Consider the following 20,773-nt stretch of genomic DNA (forward strand, 5'->3'; position numbering starts at 1 on the left):
CGTCTCTCGGGTGAAAGCCTGGCCCTTTTGCGGACGAAATAGCCTTTCTCATCATGCGTTTGCCGTTTTTCTTTTTCCTGGCTTTCTCTGCCCCGCTTTCAGCGGCAGTGAATTACACTGCCCAGATCAAGCCGCTGCTACAGACGCATTGCGTAAAGTGCCATGGTGCCACCACCCAAAAGGCCAAGCTGCGGCTGGATACCGCCGCAGGTGCCATCCAGGGCGGCGGGCGTGGGGCGGCGGTGCTGCCCGGCAAGGCGCAGGAAAGCCTGCTCTTTCAGGTCATCTCGGGCATCCACGATGAAGTCGCTCAGATGCCGTATAAACGCGGTCCTCTGGACAGTCCCCAGGTGGCGCTGATCCAGCAATGGATCGCGGAGGGAGCCCAGGCTCCTGCCGATGAGAAGCCCAGCGATGACCGCCACTGGGCCTACATTGCCCCGGAGAAAGTCGCGCTGCCTGCGGCTGCCAAAGACGCCCATCCGGTGGATCATTTCATTCAGGCCCGGCTCGCCAAAGAGGGCCTCGCCCTTTCCGCCCCTGCTACTGCTGAGACCCAGGTCCGTCGCCTGTTTCTCGATCTCACCGGCCTGGCTCCCTCGCCTGCGCAGGTGGCCGCCTATGTCCAGGCTGCCAAGAACTCGCCCGATGCCTATGCGCGGCAGGCGGATGAGATGCTGGACAGCCCTCACTATGGTGAACGCTGGGGCCGCTGGTGGCTGGACCAGGCCCGCTATGCGGACAGCAACGGTTACAGCATTGATGCTCCCCGCGTCATCTGGCCCTACCGCGACTGGGTCATCCAGGCGTTGAATGAGGACATGCCGTTTAACCAGTTCAGCATTGAGCAACTCGCCGGTGACATGCTGCCCAATCCTACCCCGGCGCAGATCATTGCCACCGGCTTTCACCGCAACACGCAGATTAACCAGGAGGGTGGCATTGATAAGGAGCAGTTCCGCATCGAGTCCGTCTTTGATCGCGTGGCCACCACCGGGACCGTTTGGCTGGGCCTCACCATCGGCTGCGCGCAGTGCCATGATCACAAGTTCGATGCCATCAGCCATGAAGAGTACTACCAGTTTTTCGCGTTCCTGAACAACCAGGACGAAGTCACGCTGCCGGTGCCAGACCCGAACCTGGACAAGTCTGCACTCCTGGCCGAACAAAAAGGGCTGCAAGAAAAAATCAGCGCCTACATCGCCCGGCATCAGCAGGAGTTCACCCAATGGGAGGCGGAGCTCTCATCCGCAGCCCTGGCCCAACTGCCCAAAGACCGTCTGTCGGCACTGAAGCGGCCTGCCGCCCAGCGCAGTGTCACCCAGCAGCGTCTTCTTTTTGCCAGTGGCCCGGGCGTGGCGGATCAGGAATTCCGCGCCCTCAATGAACGCTACATGGAGATCACCGGCCGACTGGAGCGAGGCCTGACCACCCTGGTGATGAAGGAACTGCCGCAGCCGCGCAAGACCACCCTTTTTATCAAGGGCGACTTCACCCGCCCGGCGGCTGAGCAAAAGCCCGCTGTGCCTGCGGTGTTGCACGATCTCAAAGCCGCGACTCCCAATCGCATGGACCTGGCCCGGTGGCTGGTCAGCCGTGACAATCCGCTCACCGCCCGTGTCATCGTCAACCGCATTTGGCAGCAGTATTTTGGCCGGGGTCTGGTGGATACTGAAAATGACTTTGGCACCATGGGCAGCCTGCCCACGCACCCCGAGTTGCTGGATTGGCTAGCAGTCGAGTTTATGGACAGTGGCTGGAGCCTCAAGCACATGCACCGCCTCATCGTCACCAGCCAGACCTATCGCCAGGCCAGCGAGGTGCCATCGCCCGTTTCCCTCGCTTCAAAGGCAGACCCCAACAACATGCTGCTGTGGCGGCAAACCCGCTTGCGGCTCGATGCCGAAATCGTCCGTGATGTCTGCCTCACCGCCAGTGGCCTGCTGCAGCCGAAGCTGGGTGGCCCACCCGTTTATCCGCCCATTCCAGAGGGGGTGCTCAGCCTGGGGCAGGTGAAGCGCACCTGGCCGCTGAGCCAAGGGACCGACCGTTACCGCCGTGGTCTCTACACCTTTGTCTTCCGTGCCACCCCGCCGCCTGGGCTCAGCGTCTTTGATGCACCGGACGGCTTCAGCACCTGCACCCGCCGCCTGCGCAGCAATACACCTTTGCAGGCCCTCACCCTCCTCAATGACAGCTCATTTGTAGAGTTCGCCCAGGCCCTGGAAAAGATCGTAAAAAAGGAGGGACTGGATGCCGCCTTCCGCCGCTGCACCGCCCGCCTCCCCACGCCAGAAGAACGTGCCACGCTGAGCCAACTCCAGCCCCAGGAAATCGCGCGCGTGCTGCTGAACCTGGATGAGACGATCACGCGGGAATGATTGGACGTGACAACGTTTCCAGTTAGACTTCGGGATGCGCCGAGCACATCGTTATCTCCTTCTACTTTGGCTGGCCGCTGAAAGCTCGCTGGCAGGACTGGGATTTTTTGTTCTGGCTAAGAGCTTTTTCAGCGCTGAAATCCTGCCCAAGAACCAACTGACGGCCACCGTGGTGTGTATGCTGCTGTTATGTGTGGTGTTCGGTTCACTCTGGAGCCACGCGCGGGCAGCGAAGCCTGGGCACCGGATTTCTGTGGAGCCGAAGTGAGCGGCGCAGAGAAGCAAGGTTGTCCTTGCCTCTCTGCAGCGTAATCCGGGACATTGTCGCGACTTCGTAACTCACACCGCCTCCGGCACGACAAAACCTTCGCGATACTCGCGTTTCAGCAGAGCCAGTGCCTCAGGGGTGGCGGTTTCGCCGATGAAGGTTTCCTTCTCGGCATCAATCTCCAGGATCGGGCCCACACGCACATCGCCGGGCTTCAGCGTCACCTCATTCGCGGTGAGGTGGGCTGGCAGGTCCTCGATGACTTCCTGCCACGGCTGGAAGTCCTTGAGGCGCGCCTTGGCCATGTCGAGATCGCCCGCTTGACCGAGCCGCCAGGAAATATTGCCCAGGTGGCACCAGGCGCTGGAGAAGTGGATCTGCTCGATCTCGGCCTTCAGATCACTGCTTTTGCGGCTGCGCACGGCAGCGATGAAGTTGGCCGCGTGGGTGCCGCCGCCATCGCCTTTGAATTTCTGAATGACTTTGCCTGCCGGATCGTGGGCGGAGCCGCCGCCGCGGCCGCCCGCGTAGTAGCCGCCTTCACACTCGATGATGAGGAAGGCGCTGGAGCGGCGGCGGCGATAGACGTCTGGGGCTTTCATGCCCTTTTGGCGGGGCAAGTTATGCACGTCCATGATCACGGGGACCACGCCTGTGTCGTAGTAAAGGAAATGGGTGTTCGGCGTTTCGCCTGCATCATCCCAGCCATAGCGGCCGCCGCCTGCCAGCACGCGTTTGGGCAGGGTGATCTTGTCGCGGAAGACCACGTTGCGCAGGTCATCCAGGATGTGGGGGCCCCAGTTGCCCAGCTCGCCGTTGCCCGTGTTCCAGTTCCAATGCCAGTCGTAGTGGAATCTTTCCCGCAGGATGGGCACATCCTGGGCAGGGCCTAACCAGAGATTGTAATCCACCGAGGTGGGTGGGGTAATGGGTGTCTGGCGTTTGCCGATGGTGGCGCGCATACCATAGTGATTGCAGCGCACGTATTTCATTGCGCCCAGAGTGCCAGAGTCCAGGTAGGCCTTCAGTTCATCATGAAAAGGGTCGCTGCGCTGCTGGGTGCCACCCTGCACGATGCGACCGTATTTGCGTGCCGCGGCCACGAGCTGGCGCCCCTCCCAGATGTTGTGGGAGATGGGCTTTTCCACATACACATCCTTGCCTGCCTGGCAGGCCCAGATGGAGGCCAGCACGTGCCAGTGATTGCCAGTGGAAACGACGACGGCATCAATGCTTTTGTCATCCATCACGTGACGCAGGTCCTGCGTGGTCTTGGCATTGGGGAAGGCCAGCTTCGCCTTGTCCAGTTGAGCCGTATCCGCATCACACAGGTAGGCGATCTCCACCCCTGGCACCTTGGCCATGCGCTTGGCATTGCCCATTCCCTGGCCGCCCAGGCCGATGGCGGCCACGCGCACGGTTTCGTTGGCCCCTAGCACCCGGCTGGCGGAAAGGGCCGTGGCTGCAAGTGCGGTGTTGCGAAGGAAAGTGCGTCGGGTGGCTGGGTGGATCATGCCGTCCGTTTTATAAAACGAGGCCGGGTGGGACAAGTGAAAAGACGATTTTGTCACCTTAATGTCTTTTTATCGGATAAAGACACTGCTTAACCAGCGGTAGATATCACCAGACATGAAAAAGCTCCTCTTCGCACTTTCTTTCCTCGTTGCGGTTAATGCCTCGGCTCAGACTCCAGCACCTTCCCAGCAGGCTGAACTGAATCGCTCCACAGCAGGGCGCACGCTGAATGACCGCAACCTAGCCGATGGAACCATGCCGCTGAAAAAGGGCATGGTCTTCGATGTAGTAGAACAGAAGATGGGCTACGTGGTGATCTCGGCCAACGGCCGCAAAGTGGTGGTGGCGCAGACGGATGTCACCGTCACCGCGAAACCTGAAGCCCCAGCATCCACCACGACCACCATTTCGCCTGAAACTGCCGCCAGTGCCTTCACCCCAGGGCAGATCGTCCTCATCAGCGCCAAGTATACCCTTCAGGGCAATCAGCCGCGCAATGTCAAAAACCGTCTGACCAAGCTGATCCCGGCTGGAACCATCAATCAGCCCGTGGAGATCCTGGTGACGGATGATTTGAGCTCGGCCGCCTCCATTCAGGGAAATACCGTGACCGTCAGAAACGGCGGCTCAGGCGGCATCGTGGTCACGGGCACCCCCCGCAACATTCTGACGGTGGAGTACTCTTTCAACGGGCAAGTCCGCAAGAAGCAGGCGGCGGAAGGCACCTACCTCACGCTGCCTTGAGGTGTTAAGCAGACCTCCGGTTTCTCCCAACAAAAAACCCGCCTTGGAAGATCCAAGGCGGGCTTTGAATTTTCAAAGGAGGCTTAGAGCTTCTTCACGCGGAAGCTGCGGAAGCCTACCGGATCGCTGTGGCCAGCGAAGCCGATGAAGCCACTGGTCTTGTCCAGGCCCTTGGGGGTCTTTTTGGGATCCAGTTTGCTGCGGTCCACCTGGCTCAGGTCGGCATCCAGGATTTTGGTGCCGTTCAACGTGACGGTGATGTGTTGGCCTTTGACAGTGACCTCCTGGAAGTTCCACTGGCCCACGGGGCGCAGGTAGCCGTGCTTGGCACCAATGAGGCCATACACGGAACCGTGATATTGGTACTCCTTCAGAGGGGTCTTGGCCTTGGCGTTGTAGCCATCGCTGTCGATGACCTGGAGTTCCAGACCATTCCAGGCGGCGTTACCTTCTTTCGGTGTGCGCAGGGCGATGCCGTTGTTGCCTGCTGGAGGCAGGATGAACTCGGTGCGGATCACGCAGTCACCATACTCTTCGAGGGTCAGCAGATCGCCGCCTTTGCCTGCTTTGCAGTAGATGGCACCGTCCTTCATTTCGTAGTTTTCGACAGCACCCTGCCAGTTGCTGAGGTCCTTGCCATTGACCATTTCCTTGAAGCCTTCTTCACCGGCAGCCAGGGTTTTGTTGGCCTCTTCAGGGCTGATTTCGCGGACGAAAACATTGCGCCACCGTATCTCGCTGCCGTGGGTCTGGAGCTGGATGGGGCCTTTGGCAAAGGCTGGGTCCTTCATGAAACCTGCGGGTTTCGGCGGGGCCACTTCGCCGGCCTTCGGTTTCACATAGGCCAGGTAACCAGCCTTTTTGTTCGCGAAGAAGTTTTCCAGCACAGCATTGTCCACGACCTTTTCACCATTGAAGAGAATGGTCACGCGCTCACCGATCATGGTGATTTTGAAGCTGTTCCACTCGCCCAGGGGCTTGTCCATGCGCTTGGACGGGTCTTTGCCTGGAGCACCAGCGCTGTTGTTCCAGAGCCCGCCGGAGCCTTTGGCACGGCCCAGGCCCTTGGGATCTTCTTCATCCGCATCCCAGATCTGCACCTGGGGGATGCCGCGCAGGTACACGCCGCTGTCACCTTTCGGCAGGGCCTTGTATTCCACCCAGAGTTCAAAGTCACCGTAGTCCTTGTCGGTGGTGAGGTAGAGGCCTTTGCCATCGTTCACCAGTTCGCCGTTTTCCACCTTCCAGTGGGCTTTGACATGGTCTTCGGCAGCCTTGCCCTTGGCATCCACGGCACCGCCTTCGACGGATTTCTTTTTGTAGTCGGCCTGCTGCTCAGGTGTCATGGCCCACAGCTCGCTGGGGTCGCGGGTGCCCCAGCCATACCAGCCGGAGAGATCTTTGCCATTGAAGAGGGGTTTGAAGCCCTCGGGCGGGACATTGTTTTCAGCGCGCAGGCCGGTGATGGCAGTCAGGGCGAGCAGGGAAGTAAAAAGCGGTGCTTTCATGGGTGGAAGAAATGAGTCGGGGCCGGGGCGGGTGTTCTTTCAGTTTCTGTGCGTGTCGTCGGGGCGCTTTTCGATACTTTCGAGACGCTCCCGCAGGCGGCGCACTTCGGTGATCAGTTCTTTAATCTCTGTGTCGTCTTTTTTCAGGTCGGGCTCCACAAAGAACCGGGCAAACAAGCCCGTGAGCACGCCGAACAAACCCACGCCGGTGACCATCAGGAGCATGGCCACCAGCCGCCCCTCAGGCGTGACGGGAAAGCGGTCTCCATAGCCCACGGTCGTCATCGTGGTGATGCCCCACCAAAAAGCATCCATGGGAGATTTGATGTTCGACTCGGGCACATTTTCAAACACCAGGATGGAGATGATGGAAAACAGCAGCAGCACCACGGCCATCAAAATCGTGGTCGCCGCCATGCTACGCGCTCGGTGCTGGTGCAGATAGGCCATGATGGCCCGGGCGGAGCGGAAGGCGCGCAGGATACGTACGATCTGGACGATGCGCACCGCACGCCCGATGGTGAAGATGTCCGCCGGGATGCAAGACAGGAGGTCAATCCAGCCCCAGCGCATAAAGGCGAGCTTTGATTCAGCCCGGCGAAATCGCAGGCAAAAATCCAGAAAGAAGACCGAGCAGACAAACCAGTCCACATAGCACATCAGCTCCCGCACATTTGGCTCCAGCGGCACCGTCAGATCCAACAGCAGCGCCAGAATGACGTAGATGGAAAGCAGCAGCACCAAGGCATCCAGAAAGCGCAGGCGGGGCGTGTTCATGGGCAAGTTTTTGTTAGGCCTTCCGCCAGATGTGCTCTGGCCCTTACTTTTTGGTCAAGGTGTCCAAATGCTGCTGGTATTGTTTCTGCTGCTTTTCCCAGGTGTCCAGGATCTTGCCATACTGCTCAATTTGCTTCAACTGAATCTCAAAGGCGGCAGCCTGTCGTAGGAAAAGGGTTTCCTGTTCTTTAATCATCACCATATAGCGCTTTTGAAGATCTACCTGCTCCTCGAACACCTGCTTAGCTATCTTTGTTCGAGCGGCCTCTTCCTCCAAGGCCTTTTGATAGCTTTCATCGGCGGTGGGGGCCTGGGCGGTGGCTTCCTGTCCCTTGGCCTCAAAGCTGCTGTAAATAAAGAACAGGCTCAGGGCCAAGCTCAGGCCAATCAACATCATAGACGGAGGTTTCATGCCGCAGAGATTCTTGGATTTAAGAGATGCTTGCAAGCTCGCAACTGTGCAGAATTGCCCATCTTCTAACCGTATATAGCGAAACATAATTCCATGCGCCCGCTTTTCTGCCTCTTACTTTTGGCCCCTGTTGCCTTTGGGGCAGCTCCCCCTGCGAAATCGGTGGAGGCCATCGCGGCGGAGGCCAAGCGATCCGTCGTCAAGGTCCTGCAATCGGGCCGGGAGGGCATGGATGGCCTGGGCGCAGGCTTTGTGGTGAGTGAGGACGGCCTCATCGCCACGAATATGCACGTCATCGGCGAAGCGCGTCGGCTGGAGGTGGAAATGGCCAATGGGGACAAGCACGAGGTGGTGGAGGTGACCGCCACGGATGCCCACTGGGATCTGGCCCTGCTGCGCATCGCTAAAAAGGGCCTGAAACCGCTGGCCCTGGCAGACAGTGACACCATCAAGCAAGGCCAGCCCATCGTGGCCATGGGAAATCCCCAGGGCCTCGCCTTCAGCGTGGTGGATGGTGTGGTCTCCGAGTTTCCCGACCTCATCAATGAGATCCCCATGATCCGCCTGGCCCTGCCCATCGAAAAGGGCAACAGCGGAGGGCCCCTGCTGGACCGCCAAGGCCGCGTGCTGGGTATCCTAACCATGAAATCTGCCGTCACGGAGAACCTCGGTTTCGCCATGCCAGTAAATGAGCTGAAGCGTCTCATCGAAAAACCGAACCCGGTGCCCATGGCCCGCTGGCTGACCATCGGCGTGCTGAACCCGAAGCTCTGGACCCCTTTGTTAGGCGCACGCTGGACTCAGCACGCGGGCATCATCAAGGCCGCCACCCCTGGCACCGGATTTGGTGGCCGCTCCCTATGTCTCTGGGCACCTGAGCAGCCGGGCGATACCTTTGAGGTGGCCGTGAATGTGAAGTTGGAGGATGAATCCGGCGCTGCCGGGCTGGTCTTTTGCTCCGACGGGGGAGATGCGCATTACGGCTTTTATCCCTCGGCAGGGAAGCTCCGCCTCACCCGGTTTGAGGGGCCGGACGTGTACTCTTGGACCATCCTGGCCGACATTCCTTCGGAGGCTTACCGCTCCGGCGAATGGAATCATCTTCGTGTGCGGGTGGAGCCGGATCAGATCACCTGCTGGGTCAATGACCAGAAAGTCATGGTGCAGCAGGATTCCGGCTTGCGTGGTGGCTATGTTGGCCTCTGCAAATTCCGCAACACCGCTGCTGAATTTCGCGGCTTCCGCGTCGGCACAGACCTGACGGAAAAGCCCGTGCCGGAGGCCGTGGCGGCTACGATCGAAACCGCGCTGGAGACCTTTGCCCAAAGTACAGGCTCCAAGAAAACCATCCTGGCCCAGCTCCTCGACCAACCCGATGCCAGCCGACGTCTGCTGGTGGAAAAGCGCCGTCAACTGGAGCAGGAAGCCGCCGCCCTGGGTGAGCTGGAAAAGGACCTCCACCGCCGGACCATCACCCGGGAGTTGGTCGCCGAACTCTCGCGCCCCGAGGAGGAGATCGACCTCATCCGCGCCACGCTGCTGCTGGCCCGGCATGACAATCCAGAAGTGGATGTGAGCCAGTACCTGCAGAGCTTTTCACGGATGGTGGACGACCTGAAACAGGATCCCGCCATCCTTCAGGGCACCCTGCCTGCCGTGAAGCGGCTGAACCGTTACTTATTTGAAGAAGGCGGCTTTCACGGCAGCCGTCATGACTACGGCAGCAAGTCCAACAGCTACATGAACGAGCTGCTGGATGACCGCGAGGGCCTGCCGATCACCCTCTCCGTCCTCTACATTGAGCTGGCTTCCCGCCTCGGCGTGAAAGGTGTGGCTGGCATCCCGCTGCCAGGCAAGTTCATGGTCGGCTACCGCGAAGGCCCCGAGGGGGAACTACAACTGCTGGACGTGTTCGAGCGCGGCAAATCCCTCTCCGTCACCCAGGCAGCCCTGGAACTCACGGAGCGAGGTGAATTTGCCGAAGACTCGCTGGAGCCCTCCACCAAGCGCGACATCATCCTCCGCATGCTGAACAACCTCCTCAGCAGCACCCTAGACGATGCCACCGCCATCAAGGAAACCATGCCCTATCTAGACCTTTCCATCGCCCTGGACCCTGACGCCGCCGTGCAGCGCATCAACCGTGCCCGCATGAAGGAACGCCTGGGGCTGAAAAAAGAGGCTGCCGAGGACGTCCGCTGGCTAACCGAACATTTCCCCGAAGACGGTCCGGGCGAGGTGCGCGGCCAGCTCCAGGAATGGCTGGATTCCCTGGAATGAGGCAACTCGCCGGATGGTAGGAGGCTGAAATGAACTCCAGACTTTTTGATAATGCAATTGATACGCAGTCGCAAATATTGATTGCCAGATTAAGGAGAGGCGGTTAAATCATGGCGGGGAGAGTCCTCCTCCTGGTTTTTCTGCTGCCGTGTCCCTGCTTTATCCCACTTTCGAAAGCCGCTGGCTGGGGGCCAGTTCCCAGCATGGCGGAGACCATTGGCTCCAGGCCCTGCGGCCGGGTGCGGTGATGCTGTTGCTGCTTCTTCAGGGAACAGTGAGGGTGGATTGGACGCTTTCGAGTCACCGGGAAATCGCCGGGAACAGTCTCATTTGGATCAATACGGCGGCAGCGATGCCTGCGGGATTGAGACTACTGGGAAGCGGCAGCCATGAAGCTCTGGCTCTGCACTTCCCGGTGGACTGGGTGAATAGCAGCCTTGCTAGCCTGCGGCAGGAGATGTCGGCCGATTTCCGTACTCTCCTTCTGGGGCCTCATCCTGCCACCCCTCTCATCACCCGCCCTCTCGAGGCAGAGGACCGTTCTTGGAGCCGCAGTCTCATGGCCCCCACTCTTTGCGCCGCAGCCCGCCACTTGCTGGAAGGCAGCCGCATGAGCGAATTCTTCTTCCGCAAAGTGCTCACAGAATCCCGTGGGGATGAGTTCTTCTGCACCCGCACCCGGCGGCTGGCGCTGGAGCGTGTGGCCAAAGTGCGCACTGCCTTGCTGGCGAATTTGGAGTGCCCTCCGACGTTGGAGGAAATGGCCCGGCTGTGCGGTTGCAACCCACAGTACCTTTCCCGCACCTTTTCAGAGAGCGCCGGCACCACCATCAGCCTGTATCTGCGCCGACTGCGCATCGAACGCGCGGCCGAGATGCTTGCGCAGGGACAGGCCAATGCCAGCGAAGCAGCTTTGGAGGTGGGTTACCGTAGCCTCAGCCATTTCAGTCAGGCTTTCCGGGCCGAAAAAGGCTTCACCCCCAGCGAATGGGTTCGCCGTCCCCCGGTCGAACGCAGGCCGCTCCCGGCAAATGCCCGATAACTCTCCACATCAAGCCGACAGCGCTTTTGACCGAACAAAAGAAAACTTTCCGAGTCTAAACCTTAAACCCCTCATGAACTATACCAATCTCGACAGTCGTCTGAAACTTCACAGCCTCAGCCCCGATTTCCTTCGCCGCCTGAAGCGCATCCGCGCGGCGAGCCTGAAGGCGCGTACGGCAAACAGCAAGAAAACGCCACCCGCCTCTTCTTCTCCGGAAGCCGTTCCATCTTGAAGCAAACCTGGTTAACCGGAGCGCGATAAGAACAGGTCTTGAGGTTCGCGATCATTTTAAACCCTACCTCACGTTAGGCCATTTCATCCAGCGGATAGATAGGCCGGGTGACCTTTTGAAAAGGCAGGGCGGCAAGGTGGCTGCTGCAGGGCCCCGTGGTATCCACCCAAAGCATCCGGGCGGCGATGGGATCGTACGCCCGGCGATGGGCCACTGCGGCTTTCACGCCGATGACGGAGAAGTCTTTTGGCTCCAGCCCCTGGCTGCGCCATTGGCCAAGGTCAAAGGGCGGGGTCTTGATACTGGTGAGCAAAATCGTGAGATCCTTGTGTCGCACGACAGCGCAGGGCCCCATGTCAAAATGACCGCCACTCATCGAGGCTAAATGACTATGGGCATCTTCGAGGGTGAATTTGCCGTCGCTGTGCGAGATCACCTCGACTTCGATCTGGACGGGGCCTGGATCCAGACGGCTGCCTTTGCCCCCGATTGAAAGCATGACGCGGTCGCCACTGCGATACTTTGCTGCGGTGGCTACGGCCTCGGCATCGGCGATGCACACCGCGCTGTTGGGCACACGCCAGTGGATAAAGGCACGCATCAGGCCTGTGCCATCGCCAGGTGCGCCGCCGCCGATGTTGTCGGAAGGCTCCACCACCACGGTCAGTCCTTCGGGAGGCGTGGTGAGGCCGCCGATGATTTCACTGATGGGTGGTTCCGTCGCATTGCCAAGGCTGCGGTGAGACCACGCGGCGTCACACAGCTTTTGAAGATGGGCGCTGGCATCGATCGTACTGGCAATGACGAAGCTGGCCCCGGTGTCCGGCGTGTCGGCAAAAGAAAAGCCTGCCACCACGTTGACGGACCAGATGCCCGGTTCCTTCTCCATTTCCCGTGCCATGGCTTCCAGGCTTAGCATGGGCTCGCTGGCGGTGCCCGTGCCCGTCGGCGGCCACATGAGCGGAGGATGTGCGAACTGCTGCGTCGGCTGTTCACCTGTGGTTAGGCAGCGTTGCAAAAGGTGGGCTGCATCGCAGGCGGCCTCGCGGGCATCGGTGTGCGGGTTTTCACGATAAGCCACCAGACAATCTGAAAGGGCGGCCATGCGCGGGGTGAAGTTCGCATGAAGATCAAAAACACCGAAGATGGGTACATGGCCTGCCCCGGGCAGGGCGCGCAGACGTTGCAGGAGTTCTCCCTCCACATCGTCATGGGACTGCGAGACCATGGCTCCGTGGAGGACCAGGAAAATGCCATCTACTCCGGCGGTGAGATGCGGGGTCGCGTGTTCTTCAAAATCAGCCCAGAAGGCTTCGATCACTAGGTCTTCCACCATGGCGCTCGGCTGGGCGCGGTAATCCACCATCGGCAGGATCTCCCAGCCAAAGTCGACCGCCAGATCCAGCACTCCGCCGAAGGGCGATGCATCGCCTTTCAGTGCCAGCACTTCATCCCCCCGGCGCAGCGTGAAGTCTGCCAGGGAAGTGGTGCCTTCGAGGAAGGTGTGAGTCTCGTGGAACAGTCCGGCGAGCAGGATGCGGGGAGGGCGGCTCATAAGGGGGGAAGACTACCTGGGTACCGACATCGGACGGAGGGATTACCTCCAACTTTCGCGGCCAGCGACCTCAGTGGTTGCCATCATTCACGCTTTCCATTCGGCTGCATGGCGGGCAAAGGCTTTTGACGCCCGCTGCAGGCCTTCGTCCACATCGTTTTCCGAGTGGGCGAGGCTGAGGAACCACAGTCCGCGCTCGATGGCGCGAACACCGTTTTCTAACAAACAACGTCGCAAATGGGCCCAGCGCGGCGCATCGTGACGCTGCACATAGTCGCGATAGCTGGTGACAGGGCCTTCTGCGGCACCGGGCTTGAGCAGGGTGGTGTGGAAGACAAGTCCTGGCCCTTGCGGACGCAGAGGAATGCTGTGCTCATCGGCTAGGGTGCGCAGACCTGCCATCATCTTTTGTCCGAGTCCGATGAGCTGATGCGGATGGGCGTCGCCGAGTTCGATGACTTGGTCGAGGCACCACTTGGCCGCCGCTAGGCAGAGAGGATTGGCATTGAGAGTGCCTGCATGCACGACTTCACCACTGAGGATTTTTGCAAAGGAGGCTTCCTTGCCCACCATGGCAGCAAAGGGCACACCTCCACCGATGGCCTTGCCCAGGATGGTCAGGTCCGGCACCACTCCGTAATGTGTCTGGGCACAGCCCGCGCCAAAGCGGAATCCGGTGATGGTTTCATCGGCAATCATCATCATGCCGTCGCGGTCGCACAGCTCGCGGATGGTTTGCAGCAGCCCCTGGACAGGCTCCATGCAACTGGTGTTGCACAGCACTGGCTCAAAAACGATGGCGGCGATTTGGCCGCGATACTGGTCCACCCGGCGGCGCAGATGCTCCGGATCATTCCAGCGTGCGACGACAAATTGGTCGAGCACTTCGGGGATCACTCCCTGGCTGGGGTGCAGGCGGGTGGGTTCGTCTTCGGTGCCCCATTTGTCGGGCGGCGGGGCAAAGCCCACCAGCCCTTCATCGGCCCACCCATGATAGTGGCCTTCGAATTTGAGGATCAGCTTTCTGCCTGTGTGGGCGCGGGCGAGACGGAAGGCTGCCAGCACCACTTCGGTGGCGGAGTTGTTGAAGCGCACGCGTTCAGCGCCTGGGATCATTTTTTGCAGCCGTTCGGCCACCTCGATTTCCAGTTCACATTGGGCTGCCCAGTGGGTGCCTTTTTTGGCTTGTGCGCCGATGGCCTCGGCCATGCCGGCGGGGGCGTGGCCGTAGAGAAGGGCTCCCTGGCCCGTTTGAAAATCAATGTACTCATTTCCATCGACATCCCAAAGTCGGCTGCCCTGACCATGATCAAAATAGAGGGGAACGGGCGCCTCCATTTTCCGAATGCCACTGTTGATGCCGCCAGCGACGCTTTTTTGGGCGCGGGCAAAGAGATCGGTGGATCGAGGGAAGGTGTACGACATGTGCAGAGATTACGGAGGTGTCCGGCAAGATATTTACAGGCGTAAAATCTATGTGAGATGAGGATGAGAGCTTGCCAGAGCGGTTCATAAAAAGCGACACTCCAAAAATCACCAATCCCCCCACTTTTGTGTCTGCCCGCCCTCCCTCTTTCCCTGATACCGTCTTGCCTGAAGCCGTGGCTCTTGAGATCCGAACGAAACTGCAAAGCCTCGTCCAGGGCATTTCTCAGATCATTCTCGGCAAGGAGGATGTCATCCGCTTGGCGGTGACCTGCCTTTTGGCCCGGGGGCATCTGTTGTTTGAAGATCAGCCCGGTGTGGGTAAAACGCTGCTCTCCCAGGCCCTGGCCCAGGCTCTAGGGTTGCAATTCCGCCGCGTGCAGTTCACCAGCGATCTGTTGCCTGCGGATATTTTGGGCGCTTCGATTTATGATCGGGAAGCGGGCAGCTTTGTTTTCCATCCCGGTCCCGTTTTCACCCAAGTGCTTCTGGCGGACGAGATCAACCGGGCCACGCCCAAAACCCAGTCGGCATTGCTTGAGGCGATGGAGGAAGGACGTGTGACCTCGGACGGCATCACCCATGCGCTGCCGCAGCCCTTTTTTGTCATTGCCACTCAGAACCCGTCCTCCCAGATCGGCACCTTCATGCTGCCCGAGTCGCAGTTGGACCGCTTTCTCATGCGCCTGGCCCTGGGCGTCCCCGACCGCGTTGCAGAGCGCACCATCCTACAAGGGCAAGACCGGCGGGAAATGCTGAAGTCCATGCCAGAGATCCTGCCCTGGGGGGAGATGCAGCAAATGCAGGTACTGGTGCGCCAAGTGCATGTGTCTGCCCCACTTTTGGACTACGTCCAGGACATCCTTTCCGCCAGTCGTGCCCAGGGAAGGGGGCTGTCCCCGCGCGGTGGTCTGGCCCTGCTGAATGCAGCCCGTGCCTGGGCCCTGCAACAGGGCCGGACCATGGTGCTGCCAGAGGATGTACAAGATGTGGGAGCTGCCGTGATGGCGCACCGGCTGGAAGGTGATGGCGAGACGGCCCTGCGTCTGCTGGAGGAAACCCCGATTCCCTGATCTGCCCTGCCCATGAGCCAGACTGGCCGCATGCACGCTGAGTCCCCGGCCTCCGGGTGGCTGGGGCGTGTCTTTTCCTGGCGGCCCTGGGCGCGGAATTCAGCCGCCCGTGTGCGGGCTGCGGGGACGCGCATCCGGCTGAATCTGCACACAGTGGCCTGGTTTGGCCTCTGCTGCGTCATGGGTTATGCGGGGGCCGTTCAATCGAATGGTGCGGCCTATCTGCTGGCCTTTTTGACGGGAGCGCTGGGCGTGATGAGCTATGTCTATGCCCGCGCGAACTTGCGCGGGCTGGAAGTACGGGTTGGCGCCTCGCCGGTGCACCAAACTGGGCTGGGGGATGTGCTGCCGGTGGAATTGCGGGCAGCCTCCGGGATGACCCCTTGTGGCATCGAGGTCCTGATCATTGGGGCGGCAAAAAGCACTTTTGTGGACCAGATCCCCAGTGGGCAGTCCGTGCGTTTGCAGCTTCGCCTTCCGGCGGGCAATGCCCCCGTGAAGCTGCTGCTGCGCAGTGCCTTTCCTCTCGGGCTCCTGCGGGCGCAGCGGGTGGTGAACGTGGAACTGACCCGGCATGCGGTGCCTCCTGCTTCTGGAAATCTCCCTCTTCCACCTTCACACATTCAGATGACTGGAGCCGAAGGTCGCAGCGGAGCCAGATCGCTGCCCAGCCGTGAGGGGGATGACTTTGCCGGATTGCGCGAGTGGCAGCCGGGAGATTCCCCCAAGCACATCGACTGGCGGGCTGTGGCGCGTGGTCGGCCGCTGCTGGTAAAAAGCTGGGCACGGGGAGTGAGTGAGACTGTTCCGATGGATTGGGAAAACCTACCGCTGCCCGCAGATGAACGGGCCGGGCAGATCGTTCGCTGGATCCAGATGTGCGAGCAGCAGGGCCTTTCCTATTCGCTCAAGTTGCCGGGGCAGGAAATCGCCTCTGGCCAGGGGGAATCTCATGCCCGCCTCTGTCTGGCGGCCCTCGCGGAACTGCATGCCGGCGGGATGACGGCGACGGAGACGACGAAGCCGGTCAAAGTGCCTGCCAGTCATGAGCACCGGGCGGGTGTGCCGCGGGGCCCGTTGGCGCTGCTGAGCATCGTGCTGTTTCTCACGGCGTTGCCTTTGCAGGATCTGGTGGCCCTGCCTGTCCTGGTGATGCTGTTTTTAAGCTTGTCCTACCGCAGCCTCATCGCCCAGCCCGTGCGATACCGCTGGCTGCCGCTTTCGGTTATCGTCTTGGGATTGGCCGGGGTTTATGCCAGCCAGGGAGACCTTATGACGATGGAGGCGGGCATTGCGGTGCTGATTGTTCTGACGGGCGGGAAGATGCTGGAATCTCGCACCCCGCATGATTTTCAGGTCATTGCCATCATCGGCTGGTTTTTATGCCTGTGCGGCCTGTTGGCGGACCAGAGCATCACTCGGTCGGTGCTGATGTTCGTCTCCTACGTGATGATTACTGGCTGCATGGTGCGTTTCCGTCGCGGCGTCCCAGGTGTATGGGCACCTGCACGGCTGACAGGAAGGCTGATCTTGCAGGCCATGCCGTTGGTGCTGCTGCTCTTTGTCGCTTTCCCCCGGGTAAGTCTGGATTATCTGGTGCGCCTGGGGTCTGGTCGCACGGCAGTGACAGGCGTGCCTTCGTCACTGGATCCAGGCAAGGTGCTGCAGGTGGCGCGCAGCACGGAAACGGCCTTCCGCGTGGAGTTCCCAGACGGCAATATGCCGGCCAATAACCAGCGTTATTGGCGCTGCGTGGTGCTTTGGGATTGCCAGGGACTGAGCTGGTCACGCGGTTTGCCGATGAGTTATGCCCCTTCGGCTGGGAGGCCGCAGCCCGGCGACATCCGCCAGACCATCACTCTGGAACCCCACGGCCAATACTGGCTGCCAGGCCTCGACTGCCCGCTGCGCGGGAGCGATGGCCGGAGCCTGTATCAACTTTCCTCGGAGCGGCTGCTCCAGTCTCACGACACGGTGAGGAAAATGCGTCAAATTGAGGTATTGTCCCGCCCTCAAATGGTCTGGGAGCCTTTGCCAGAATATCAGCGCAAGGCCGCCCTACAGGTTCCCTCCTCACTGCCTGCCAGCCTTCAGAAACTGGCCCAAAAATGGCGCTCAGGGGCTGCAAATGACATGGAGGTGGTGCAGACCGGGCTCGAGTATCTGCGCACCCAGGGTTTTGAGTACACGCTGGAGCCGGGGTCCTACCTTGGGGCCGGGGCTCTGGAGGAGTTTTTCCTGAATCGCCGGGTGGGGTTTTGCGAGCACTTCAGTGCCTCGTTTGCCACCTTGATGCGTGCGGCCGGGGTGCCCTCGCGAGTGGTCATGGGTTATCTCGGTGGTGAAATGTCGATGACGGGCACTCACATGATCGTGCGCCAGTCCGATGCGCACTCTTGGACCGAAGTTTGGTTGGAAGGGAGTGGCTGGACACGGGTGGATCCCACAGCTGCCCTGGCCCCAGGGCGTCTGGATCTGGGCCTGCAAAACTTCCTAGGCGGGGAAGAGGCGCTGGAGCGGCAGCGCAACAGCTTCCTGTGGCGGTCCATGGAGCAGGTCCGGCTGCTCTGGGAGCATATGAACTATCAATGGTACAAAATGGTCATCAATTTTGATGGGGAATCGCAGTTTGGCTGGCTGAGCTGGCTCGGGCTCAGCGGGCTGAAGCAAATGTATCTTTTCATCATTTGTGTGTTCCTGGTCATCCTGGTCGCCGGACTTCTGGCGGCCTGGCTGCGCCGGCCCGCCCGGGATCTGGATCCCTGGCAGCAGACTTGGCGTCTTTTTTGTCGACACCTGGAAAGTCTGGGCCTGCCAGCGCGGCGCGCCAATGAAGGCCCGCTGGCCTATGCGGAGCGTCTCCGTGCCAAAAAGCCTGAGGTAGTGGAGCTGGCCCAGCAATATGCGACGGCACGCTATGGGGCGGCTGGAAATTCGGTCAAGGCCTTTGAAAAAGCCTGGCGGACTCTTCGCTGATGAAGCGAACGATCTCGGCGGCACCAGAAATCAGATGTTTCCTGGTACCGCCGAGAGTTGCGACTGGTGCCCACCAACCCCCCCCGGAGCGGTGGATCTCCCAGAATTTTTTCCTTGATGCGAGTTAGGCATCGTCTGCGCGGCATAGGCATTTAGCATAGCAGTCATCGCGCCAGCTAGGGCGAGAACGATGAAAGAAAATGCTAGGTAGCGGCGCATGACAGGACTGGAAAGTTAAAGACGATTCAGAAACCGTGTGTGTGGATCAAGTGGGGGAGTTTGATAAATTCGTGATATTCACGAACGACCACACCATATCGAAACAATACCCCGAAAGTCACCTTACCATTTGGTAATGATGAATCAAAAATAGGCGGAATTTTTCTGAAAGATTTTCAGATTCGTAGATGCAGGAACTCATTCGCTGGCGGAATTCAGAATTGCCCGTCTGTTTCCGTATCTTTAGCCTTGGCCGCATTTTGGCCTCATAGTCATTCATGAACCTCCTGCTCGTCGAAGATGAACCCGAACTCGGCCGCCAGGTGGCTGTTTGGATGAATGATGCCGGACATCCGCTGCATTGGGAGAAGACCGGCACCCAGGCCCTGGCCTCGCTGCGGCAGCAGTCCTGGGATGTGGTGATCCTGGATGTGGGCCTGCCTGACATGGACGGCTTCAGCCTGGTTCAAAAACTTCGCCGGGATGGTGTGCGCACGCCGGTGCTTTTTCTCACGGCAAGGGCGGAGGTCTCCGACCGCGTTCGCGGCCTAGCCGCTGGCGGGGATGATTACCTGACCAAACCTTTTGCCTTCGAGGAACTGCTGGCCCGGCTGGAAGCCCTGAACCGCCGCGCCAACAACCATGTGCCCACACATCGCCGTCTTGGGAAATGCCGCCTGGACTTTGTGCGCCGCCGCGTCAGTTGCGGGCCTGAAAGTGTGGAACTGCAGCCGCGCGAATGGTGCCTGCTGGAGGTGTTGATGAATCATGAGGGCCGCGTGCTGCCGAAGAAGTTTCTTCTGGAGCAGGTGTGGGACATCCATTTTGACCCAGGCACCAATGTGGTGGATGCCATGGTCTGTAGGCTGCGTCGCAAACTGGAAATGCCGGGCAGCGGTGTCTTGATCGAGACCATTCGAGGAAAAGGATATGTTTTCAAAACTCTGGCCTGAGAGACTTCCTTCACCTTGGCGGCTGGCGCTGCTGATGGGGCTGATTGTCATCGTCAACATCCTGCTGATCCTGACCTTTGTCCGGATCGCCGTCAGCCAGGACATGCGTCTGGTGGATCGCAGCCGGGTCACGGATGACCTCATCGAATATTCGGTTCTTTACACGAATGGCGGGCTCAATGGCATGAAGAAGGTCTTTCATGCCAGCCAGCACATCGACTGGAATGCCCTGCGTCTCACCACCGCCTACGGGAAGGTCATTCATGAAGAGATCCCGGCAGAGATGAAGGGCTTTCCCTGGCCGGAGCAAACGGTGAAGTTCCTGCTGGAGGCTGGCGATATGGACCTCATGGAAATCAGCAGTCCAGATCAGCCTCTGCGTCTGCATCTGGGGGCGATCCGCCTGTGGGATGGCAACACGCTTTGGTTTGGGCGCAGCGATATCCAGGCGCGCCGCCATCTGGCGAACATTGAGAGGCACCTCTGGTTCGCCGGGCTGACGGCGGCGCTCATCTCCTTCCTTCCGGTCGTCTGGTACATGCATGATGTGCTGCGCCCCATCCAGTCCTTCATCGTCAGTGCCGAGCGCATGCGGGTTCCGGGCAGCAACACACGCCTTCGTGCGCCGGGTGCCATCCCTGAATTGAAAGCCCTCGCGAATGTGGTGAACACTGGGTTGGACCAGATCCGCGCACTGACACGGGAACTCCAGTCCACCAATGATTTCCTCGCTCACGAACTGCGCACACCACTGGCCCGCGTGCGCGGAAACCTGGAACATTTTCACGATCAGACCGACAATGAAATGGCGCGTGAGGCCGCTGCCCGCAGCTTGGAGGAAATTGACCGCGCCACTCAACTGGTGCAGACGCTCCTCACCATTCGCGCAGGGGATCATGTGGCTCTTCGTCTGCATCGTCAGGTTACCTCACTGGATGGCCTTCTTAGCAGTCTGGTGGAACTTTTCATTCCAGCGGCTGAGGACCGGCGTCTCACGCTGACCCTCGGCACAGGTCTCAGCCTCACCCTGAATGTGGACCGTGAGCTGCTGACGCAGGCCGTCTCCAATCTGCTGGACAATGCCCTCGCTTACACCCATGCGGGCGGTGAGGTGAAGGTGAGCTGGATGGGCGAAGGCACTGGTGCGGTCATTACGGTGGAGGATACTGGCCCCGGGCTACACCCCGAGGAACTGGAGGTCATCTGGGATCGTTACGTGCGCGGCAGTGCCGCCCGGCCCAAGACCTCCGGCATGGGCCTGGGACTCAGCCTCGTGCGCTCCATCGCCATGGCTCATGGCGGCAATGCTGGCGGGCAGAACCGCGAAGGCGGCGGTGCCACGTTTTGGATTTACATTCCAGGCGCTTGATCCAGTGGCTGTCATACAGACGGCAGGGTGATGTCACTCAG

15 protein-coding genes are annotated in these 20,773 nt (G+C 60.0%); 9 read left to right on the forward strand and 6 right to left on the reverse strand.

Going from position 1 to position 20,773, the window contains the following annotated elements; genetic code table 11:
• Positions 1-53 precede the first annotated feature (53 nt).
• Positions 54-2,381 carry a PSD1 and planctomycete cytochrome C domain-containing protein gene (locus ABEB25_RS00390; protein ID WP_345734389.1) on the forward strand — a complete coding sequence of 776 codons (2,328 nt, stop codon included), beginning with the start codon at positions 54-56 and terminating at the stop codon, positions 2,379-2,381.
• Between the two features lie 339 nt (positions 2,382-2,720).
• Here ABEB25_RS00390 and ABEB25_RS00395 read toward each other — a convergent pair whose 3' ends face one another.
• Positions 2,721-4,163, reverse strand: coding sequence for a Gfo/Idh/MocA family protein (locus ABEB25_RS00395; RefSeq protein WP_345734390.1), 1,443 nt, complete (start codon positions 4,161-4,163; stop codon positions 2,721-2,723).
• Between the two features lie 115 nt (positions 4,164-4,278).
• Between ABEB25_RS00395 and ABEB25_RS00400 the strand changes: the two genes are divergently transcribed.
• Positions 4,279-4,908, forward strand: a complete 630-nt coding sequence (locus ABEB25_RS00400; RefSeq protein WP_345734391.1) for a hypothetical protein — start codon at positions 4,279-4,281, stop codon at positions 4,906-4,908.
• Between the two features lie 83 nt (positions 4,909-4,991).
• Here ABEB25_RS00400 and ABEB25_RS00405 read toward each other — a convergent pair whose 3' ends face one another.
• Genes ABEB25_RS00405 through ABEB25_RS00415 form a run of 3 tightly spaced genes read right to left on the reverse strand, consistent with a single transcriptional unit; the run spans position 4,992 to position 7,692 of the window.
• Positions 4,992-6,416 (reverse strand): 3-keto-disaccharide hydrolase, encoded by a 1,425-nt coding sequence (locus ABEB25_RS00405; protein ID WP_345734392.1) that lies wholly within the window; start codon positions 6,414-6,416, stop codon positions 4,992-4,994.
• A gap of 39 nt (positions 6,417-6,455) precedes the next feature.
• Positions 6,456-7,193 (reverse strand): ion transporter, encoded by a 738-nt coding sequence (locus ABEB25_RS00410; RefSeq protein ID WP_345734393.1) that lies wholly within the window; start codon positions 7,191-7,193, stop codon positions 6,456-6,458.
• A 43-nt stretch (positions 7,194-7,236) separates the two neighbouring features.
• Entirely contained in the window at positions 7,237-7,692 is a 456-nt protein-coding gene (locus tag ABEB25_RS00415) for a hypothetical protein (RefSeq protein ID WP_345734394.1), read from the reverse strand.
• Positions 7,693-7,698: 6 nt separating this feature from the next.
• Between ABEB25_RS00415 and ABEB25_RS00420 the strand changes: the two genes are divergently transcribed.
• The 3 genes from ABEB25_RS00420 to ABEB25_RS00430 all read left to right on the forward strand — a co-directional run bounded on the left by ABEB25_RS00420 (position 7,699) and on the right by ABEB25_RS00430 (position 11,162).
• On the forward strand, positions 7,699-9,885 hold the full coding sequence (locus ABEB25_RS00420) for a transglutaminase family protein (protein ID WP_345734395.1): 2,187 nt from the start codon (positions 7,699-7,701) through the stop codon (positions 9,883-9,885).
• 148 nt (positions 9,886-10,033) lie between these two features.
• Entirely contained in the window at positions 10,034-10,927 is an 894-nt protein-coding gene (locus ABEB25_RS00425) for a helix-turn-helix transcriptional regulator (RefSeq protein WP_345734396.1), read from the forward strand.
• 73 nt (positions 10,928-11,000) lie between these two features.
• Positions 11,001-11,162, forward strand: a complete 162-nt coding sequence (locus tag ABEB25_RS00430; RefSeq protein WP_345734397.1) for a hypothetical protein — start codon at positions 11,001-11,003, stop codon at positions 11,160-11,162.
• A 73-nt stretch (positions 11,163-11,235) separates the two neighbouring features.
• On the opposite strand, the gene ABEB25_RS00435 is transcribed toward ABEB25_RS00430, so the two are convergent.
• Positions 11,236-12,717 carry a M81 family metallopeptidase gene (locus ABEB25_RS00435; protein ID WP_345734398.1) on the reverse strand — a complete coding sequence of 494 codons (1,482 nt, stop codon included), beginning with the start codon at positions 12,715-12,717 and terminating at the stop codon, positions 11,236-11,238.
• A gap of 87 nt (positions 12,718-12,804) precedes the next feature.
• Positions 12,805-14,142: an aspartate aminotransferase family protein gene (locus tag ABEB25_RS00440; protein ID WP_345734399.1), complete on the reverse strand. Its 1,338-nt coding sequence runs from the start codon at positions 14,140-14,142 to the stop codon at positions 12,805-12,807.
• A 188-nt stretch (positions 14,143-14,330) separates the two neighbouring features.
• Here ABEB25_RS00440 and ABEB25_RS00445 point away from each other — a divergent pair, with 188 nt between their 5' ends.
• The 4 genes from ABEB25_RS00445 to ABEB25_RS00460 all read left to right on the forward strand — a co-directional run bounded on the left by ABEB25_RS00445 (position 14,331) and on the right by ABEB25_RS00460 (position 20,732).
• The gene (locus ABEB25_RS00445; protein ID WP_345734995.1) at positions 14,331-15,215 is read left to right on the forward strand and encodes an AAA family ATPase; all 885 of its coding nucleotides are present in this window, start codon (positions 14,331-14,333) and stop codon (positions 15,213-15,215) included.
• A gap of 12 nt (positions 15,216-15,227) precedes the next feature.
• Positions 15,228-18,191, forward strand: a complete 2,964-nt coding sequence (locus tag ABEB25_RS00450; protein ID WP_345734400.1) for a transglutaminaseTgpA domain-containing protein — start codon at positions 15,228-15,230, stop codon at positions 18,189-18,191.
• 497 nt (positions 18,192-18,688) lie between these two features.
• Positions 18,689-19,363: a response regulator transcription factor gene (locus ABEB25_RS00455; RefSeq protein ID WP_345734401.1), complete on the forward strand. Its 675-nt coding sequence runs from the start codon at positions 18,689-18,691 to the stop codon at positions 19,361-19,363.
• On the forward strand, positions 19,341-20,732 hold the full coding sequence (locus ABEB25_RS00460) for a sensor histidine kinase (protein ID WP_345734402.1): 1,392 nt from the start codon (positions 19,341-19,343) through the stop codon (positions 20,730-20,732). Before ABEB25_RS00455 ends, ABEB25_RS00460 begins: the two co-directional genes overlap by 23 nt.
• Positions 20,733-20,773 lie beyond the last annotated feature (41 nt).

The sequence above is a fragment of the Prosthecobacter algae genome (assembly GCF_039542385.1).
In the GTDB taxonomy this organism is placed as follows: domain Bacteria; phylum Verrucomicrobiota; class Verrucomicrobiia; order Verrucomicrobiales; family Verrucomicrobiaceae; genus Prosthecobacter; species Prosthecobacter algae.